Below are 6,598 nucleotides of genomic sequence, written 5' to 3' on the forward strand. Positions count from 1 at the left end.
AGGGGACGCTGCGCGGTCGCCCCGGAATCGAGGTAGATCAGCGGCTGGCCGTCCCGAACGGTGCGGGAAAGGATGGGGAAATCCTGTCGGATCGCTTGGGTGTCGAGATGAGTATCAACCATGAAAACCTTCGATTCTTCGCTTCTCTATCCGCAGCGACGCGGTTGAAGCATTCCTGCGGGGATTGAAAACCCACCCCAGGGGGTCGCGGGGTGGGACTTTCGGTGCGTGTTTAGGCGTTGACGAACTTGTCGTAGCCCTCGTTCTCCAGCTGCTCTGCCAGCTCCGGGCCACCGGAGGTGACGATGCGGCCACCGGCGAAGACGTGCACGTGATCCGGCTTCACGTAGTTCAGGATGCGCTGGTAGTGCGTGATCATCAGCACGCCACCATTCTCGCGCTCCTGGTAGCGGTTGATGCCCTCAGAGACGATGCGCAGGGCGTCGACGTCCAAGCCGGAGTCGGTCTCGTCCAGGATGGCGAATTTCGGCTTCAGCAGGCCGAGCTGCAGCACCTCGTGGCGCTTCTTCTCGCCACCGGAGAAGCCCTCGTTGACGGAACGCTCGGAGAAGGACGGGTCGATGTCCAGCTCCTTCATCGCCTCGCGGGCCTCCTTAACCCACTCGCGCAGCTTCGGAGCCTCACCACGGGTGGCGGTGGCTGCGGAGCGCAGGAAGTTGGCCATGGACACGCCCGGCACCTCGGTCGGGTACTGCATCGCCAGGAACAGGCCTGCGCGGGCACGCTCATCGACATCCAGGTCGAGGAGGTTCACGCCGTCGAGCAGCACCTCGCCCTCGGTGACCTCGTAGCGCGGGTGGCCACTGATGGCGTAGGCCAGGGTGGACTTACCGGAGCCGTTCGGCCCCATGATGGCGTGGGTCTCGCCGGAGTTGATGGTGAGGTTCACGCCGTTGAGGATCTTCTTCGGCTCGTCGTTCTCGTCCGAGGGCAGGACCTGGGCGTGGAGGTTCTTGATCTCAAGAGTGCTCATACTAGTGATGTTTCCTTTGAAAGATTCTTGGGAGGATTAGCGGGTTAGAGGACGGTGCGCTCGAGCTCGTTGCCGACGAGCTCTTCCAGGTGCTCGCGGACGGACTCCACCGGGATGCGACGGATCACGTCGGTGAAGAAACCGCGGACGATGAGCATCTTGGCCTGCGCCTCCGGAATGCCCCTGGCCTGCAGGTAATACATCTGCTCGTCATCGAAGCGACCCACGGTGGCGGCGTGGCCAGCACCTGCGATCTCGCCGGTCTGGATCTCCAGGTTCGGCACGGAGTCCGCTCGGGCGCCGGTGGTCAGCAGCAGGTTGTTATTGGTCTCGTAGGTGTCCGTCCCGGTTGCCTCCGGGCGAATCAGGACGTCGCCGATCCACACGGTGCGGGCATCGCGCTTACGCTCGGACGCCGGGCGATCCGCGTCGGCCGGGTCGCCCTGCAGAGCACCCTTGTAGAGCACGTTGGAACGGCAGTTCTGGACGGAGTGATCGATGAGCAGGCGCTGCTCGAAGTACTGATTCGCATCGGCGAAGTTCACGCCCAGCATCTCCACGTCGCCACCCGGTGCGGTGTAACGCACGTGCGGCACGGAGCGCAGGATCTCGCCGCCGAATGCCGCGTAGGCGTGGCGGACGGTGGCGTCGCGACCAGCCTGAATGTGGGAGTTGGAGAGGTGGACGCCGTCGTCCTCCCAGTCCTCCAGCACCACGGTGACCAGCTTCGCGCCGTCGCCGACGACGAACTCGACGTTGTCGGAGTGCGCGCCGGAACCCTGATAGTGCAGGATGACGACAGCCTCGGCATGACGCTCGAGCTCGACGACCAGGGTGCTGTAGGAGACCTGATCCTCGCCTGGGCCGGTGATCGTGATCTCGATCGGCTCGGTCAGCGCGGTGTCCTTCGCGACCTGGACGTAGTTCGCGACCGGGGCGTTTTCCCAGGCCTGGGCTGCGGCGCGGTCCACCGGTGCGCCGGCCAGACCGACGCGCGGGTCGGAGGAGTCAACCTTCGTCACGGAGACGTTGTCGCCGGCGTTTTCCGGCACCTCGATGACGACGTTGGCGTCCGTCGGAGCTTCCGCGGTGCCGTCGTGCAGACCACGGAGGCGGCGCAGCGGGGTGAAGCGCCAGTCCTCGTCGCGGCCCTTCGGGATAGCGAAGTCCTCGGCCTTGAAGGAGGTGAAGCGGTCGCCCTTGGTCTGGTGATCGGTTCCCGCCTTGACGGTTTGGTTCTGAACGTTTTCCAAGGTGGTCATCTGGCTTAGCCCACCGATCCTTCCATTTGCAGTTCGATCAGACGGTTGAGCTCAAGCGCGTACTCCATCGGGAGCTCCTTGGCGATGGGCTCCACGAAGCCACGAACAATCATCGCCATCGCCTCTTCCTCCTCGAGACCGCGGCTCATCAGGTAGAAGAGCTGATCCTCGGAGACCTGGGAGACGGTCGCCTCGTGGCCCAAGGTGACGTGGTCGTTGCGGATGTCGTTGTACGGGTATGTATCCGACCGGGAGATGGAGTCCACCAGCAGGGCGTCACACTCAACCTGGGAGGCGGAGTGGTGCGCATTCGGGTGAACCTCGATCAGGCCACGGTAGGCCGCGCGGCCACCGGAACGGGCCACGGACTTCGAGACGATGTTGGAGCTGGTGTACGGCGCCATGTGGGTCATCTTCGCGCCGGTGTCCTGGAACTGGCCCTCGCCCGCGAAGGCGACGGACAGGACCTCGCCCTTGGCGTGCGGACCAGTCATCCACACGGCCGGGTACTTCATGGTGACCTTGGAGCCGATGTTGCCATCGACCCACTCCATGGTCGCGCCCTCTTCACACTTGGTGCGCTTCGTGACGAGGTTGTAGACGTTGTTCGACCAGTTCTGGATCGTCGTGTAGCGGCAGCGGCCGCCCTTCTTCACGATGATCTCGACCACTGCGGAGTGCAGGGAGTCGGTCTTGTAGATCGGGGCGGTGCAGCCCTCGACGTAGTGAACGTAGGCGTCCTCGTCGACGATGATGAGCGTGCGCTCGAACTGGCCCATGTTCTCCGTGTTGATCCGGAAGTAGGCCTGCAGCGGGATGTCCACGTGGACTCCCGGTGGCACGTAGATGAAGGAACCACCGGACCATACGGCGGTGTTCAGAGCGGAGAACTTGTTATCGCCCGCGGGAATCACGGAGCCGAAGTACTCCTTGAACAGCTCCGGGTACTCCTCCAGGGCGGTGTCGGTGTCGACGAAGATTACGCCCTGCTCCTCCAGGTCCTCACGGATCTGGTGGTACACAACCTCGGACTCGTACTGCGCGGCGACACCGGCGACGAGGCGCTGGCGTTCCGCCTCTGGGATGCCCAGCTTGTCGTAGGTGTTCTTAATGTCCTCCGGCAGGTCCTCCCAGCTCGTCGCCTGCTGCTCGGTGGAGCGGACGAAGTACTTGATCTGGTCGAAATCGATGCCAGACAGGTCCGCGCCCCAGGTGGGCATGGGCTTCTTGTCGAAGATCTCGAGGGCCTTCAGGCGACGCTCGAGCATCCACTCCGGCTCGTTCTTCTTGGCAGAAATATCCCGGACGACGTCCTCGTTCAGGCCACGGCGCGCGCTGGCGCCGGCGTCGTCGGAATCGTGCCAACCGTAGCCGTAGGCACCGATCGAGTCGATGATTTCCTGATCGGATTGCAGTTTGTCAGCAGCTTGAGTCATAAATTCTTCAGCTTTCCTTCGTTGCGGAAGGGGTAATGGTGGTCAGCGGAATATGGGTCGTACAGATACCGTTGCCGTCCGCGATAGTAGCGAGCGGCTGAGTGTGCTGGCCGAGTAGCTCCGCAACTACCCGGTGCTCTGCAGCGCACAGCTCGGGGAACTCCTCCGCCACGTCCTGGATTGGGCAGTGGTGCCTGCAGATTTGGACGCCGCCGGCCGCATGGCTCACGGTGGCCGCGTAGCCACGGTTGGTCAGCGCCTCCGCGATGTTCTTGGCCTGGGCCTTCACATCACGGTCGTCTGCGTAGTCACCGTCAAGTTCGGGGATGTCCCCCAACAGATCATTGATGCGTTGCGCAGCAAAGTCCTCGACTGCTTCCTCTCCGCCTGAGTTTTTCAGGGCACGCAGTGCGAGGAGTGCGAGGGTGTCGTAATCATGACCGAACTGTGCTCGACCCGCATCAGTGAGGCGGAATAGCTTCGCCGGTCGCCCACGCTGTCCTGACCGTGGCGCGTCAACAGCCTCCGCGAGCCCATCCGCGACGATGTTGTCCAGATGGCGCCTCACGCCAGCGGCGCTCAAACCAAAAGCCTCGCTAATGGTTGTCGCGCTCACTGGTCCATGTCTCAAGACGTAGCGCAGGATGCGACGGCGCGTGTCGGTTTCCACTGGTGCCATATCAACCCGCCTTTCATCGTTGAGGGCCGTCATGATTAGACAACACGAGTGTGTCTTAAATAATTCCCCCTGTCCACTAAGGCGAACCTATGTTCCCTAAAAACGCTGGCTTCATTATCGTGGTTGCATGTCTTCGAACCGACCCGGCCACGCGTTGATCCGCGGCCCCTTCAGCCTGTGGCGCCGCTACTTAGACGTGCTGCCCCGGCTCGGCCTGGCCGGTTCCCGCTCGGCACAGCTTCACCAAGAGGGTCGGGTGCCTCCCCGCCACGCGCCGTTGGAGCCCCTGAACCCCGCCTACCGGCTGCGGCTGCAGATCGCGGTGTGGCTGGGATCCATCGGCACCATTCTCATCGCCCTGGGGGGTATTGGCGCGGGCGCGATGCCCGTGGTGGGCAACCCATTCTGGTCCGTTCCCGGGATCAACGTATTGGCCCGGATGTTGCACAGCACCACCGTGACTGTCTTCGTCGGAATCGGATTTCTGGTTGTCGCCTGGCTCCTACTCGCGGCCTTCGTCCTGGGGCCAGGGGGAAGGCAAATCCCCCGCCTGCCCATCCGCACCTATTGGCGCATCTTCGCCCTCTGGGTACTTCCCTTGGCCATCACCGCGCCGATGTTCACCCAGGACATCTATTCCTACCTCGCCCAGGGTGCGATCGCTGCACAGGGGCTGGACCCGTATAGCGCGGGTCCGGTGGACATCCTCGGGGTGCAAGACCCGCTCGCCCGTTCCGTGCCCTTGATGTGGGCGCACTCCCCTGCCCCCTATGGCCCGGTCGCACTGGGCTATGGTGCCGTGATCTCCATGCTCACCGGCAACAACATCGTGCTGGGGGTCTTCGGCCATCGGCTGATGAGCATCACCGGTCTGGTGCTCACCGGCTGGGCGCTGACCAGACTCGCCCAGCGCTGCGGCATCGCACCCCAGACGGCCTGGTGGCTCGGGGTGCTGAACCCGCTGACGCTGCTCCACCTCGTCGCGGGTATCCACAACGAGGCGCTCATGCTCGGCTTTCTGCTCGTGGGCATGGAGTTCGTGCTGCGCGGCACCGACCATTACGAGCGACCATTGAGCAGCCGCCTGCTTCTCATGCTCTCCGGTACGGTCATCGTCACCTGCGCGGGCCTGATTAAGGTGACCGCCCTGATGGCCCTCGGCTTCACCGCAGTGGCGATCGCGCGCTGGTGGGGCGAGGGTCTGCGACACCTCATCGGCGCAGGAGTGGCCAGCGCGGTGCTCGCCGCGGCCACTGCGAGTTTGTTCTCCGTGATCACCGGCGTGGGCTTCGGTTGGATCACATCCCAGGGCGGGGCAGCAGAAATCATCAGCTGGATGAGCCTGTCCACGTTGGCGGGTTTGGCGTCCTCCTTCCTGGGCGCCCTCCTGGGCCTCGGAGATCAGCAGTCCGCCGCGCTGTTCGTCTTCCGCTTCCTCGGCGTCATGATCGGCGCGTTCTGGGTGGTGCGCATGCTGTGGGCCTCCTACCGAGGCCGCATCCACCCCGTGGGAGGGCTCGGGGTGGCCACGCTGTTCCTCGTGATCTTTTTCCCTGTCGTCCACCCCTGGTACCTGCTCTGGGCCATTCTGCCGCTCGCTGCGTGGGCCAACCGACCGGTCTTCCACTTCGCGACGATCGTCTACTCGGTGGCCTTCAGCTTCTTCATCCTGCCCCGTGGGCTCGGGCTGCCGCCGGCGACGGTGGCCTTCATCTACGCCATGTCCGCGCTCCTCTTCCTCGTGTTACTCGCCGCCAGCTGGCGCTACCTCAAGAAGCATCCGGCGTATGTCAATGCCCTGGCCCTGCCTCGTCCCAAGGACGCGACCGTCCTGGCAGACACACCCAACAGCCGGTGAGCCCCCAGCCAGAGTCATCTGGCTAGACTGAATAGCTGTGAAAATGCAGGACTCTTCGGCCCCTCAACACCAACCACTGCTCCAGGTCACTGGCGCGGTGAAGAAGTTTGGCGCCCACACCGCCGTCGATGGGCTGGATTTCCAGGTCTACCCCGGCGAGATCGTGGCGCTACTGGGCCCGAACGGCGCGGGCAAAACCACGACCATCGAGATGTGCGAAGGCTTCGCCCGCCCGGATGTCGGCGAGATCCGGCTCTTCGGTCTGGACCCCGCCAAGGAATCCGACGCCGTGCGCTCCCGCATCGGTGTGATGCTGCAGGGCGGCGGTGCTTACCCGGGCATCCGGGTCGGCGAGATGCTCAAGTTGGT

At 63.9% G+C, this 6,598-nt stretch carries 6 protein-coding genes; 2 read left to right on the forward strand and 4 right to left on the reverse strand.

Going from position 1 to position 6,598, the window contains the following annotated elements:
* Positions 1-232: 232 nt before the first annotated feature.
* Genes sufC through Q1V78_RS08125 form a run of 4 tightly spaced genes read right to left on the reverse strand, consistent with a single transcriptional unit; the run spans position 233 to position 4,371 of the window.
* Positions 233-994 (reverse strand): Fe-S cluster assembly ATPase SufC, encoded by a 762-nt coding sequence (sufC, locus tag Q1V78_RS08110; protein WP_070758909.1) that lies wholly within the window; start codon positions 992-994, stop codon positions 233-235.
* A gap of 44 nt (positions 995-1,038) precedes the next feature.
* A complete protein-coding gene (gene sufD / locus Q1V78_RS08115; protein WP_300613438.1) occupies positions 1,039-2,256 on the reverse strand; it encodes a Fe-S cluster assembly protein SufD in 1,218 nt (405 codons plus the stop codon).
* Between the two features lie 5 nt (positions 2,257-2,261).
* Positions 2,262-3,692: a Fe-S cluster assembly protein SufB gene (gene sufB, locus Q1V78_RS08120; RefSeq protein WP_300613440.1), complete on the reverse strand. Its 1,431-nt coding sequence runs from the start codon at positions 3,690-3,692 to the stop codon at positions 2,262-2,264.
* Between the two features lie 7 nt (positions 3,693-3,699).
* Positions 3,700-4,371, reverse strand: a complete 672-nt coding sequence (locus tag Q1V78_RS08125; RefSeq protein ID WP_300613442.1) for a metalloregulator ArsR/SmtB family transcription factor — start codon at positions 4,369-4,371, stop codon at positions 3,700-3,702.
* A 127-nt stretch (positions 4,372-4,498) separates the two neighbouring features.
* Between Q1V78_RS08125 and mptB the strand changes: the two genes are divergently transcribed.
* Both mptB and Q1V78_RS08135 read left to right on the forward strand, forming a co-directional pair.
* On the forward strand, positions 4,499-6,229 hold the full coding sequence (gene mptB, locus Q1V78_RS08130) for a polyprenol phosphomannose-dependent alpha 1,6 mannosyltransferase MptB (protein WP_300613444.1): 1,731 nt from the start codon (positions 4,499-4,501) through the stop codon (positions 6,227-6,229).
* Between the two features lie 43 nt (positions 6,230-6,272).
* Positions 6,273-6,598: ATP-binding cassette domain-containing protein (locus Q1V78_RS08135; protein ID WP_300613445.1), on the forward strand; the 326-nt coding region annotated here is incomplete at its 3' end.

It is taken from the genome of Corynebacterium sp., from assembly GCF_030152825.1.
Lineage (GTDB): Bacteria > Actinomycetota > Actinomycetes > Mycobacteriales > Mycobacteriaceae > Corynebacterium.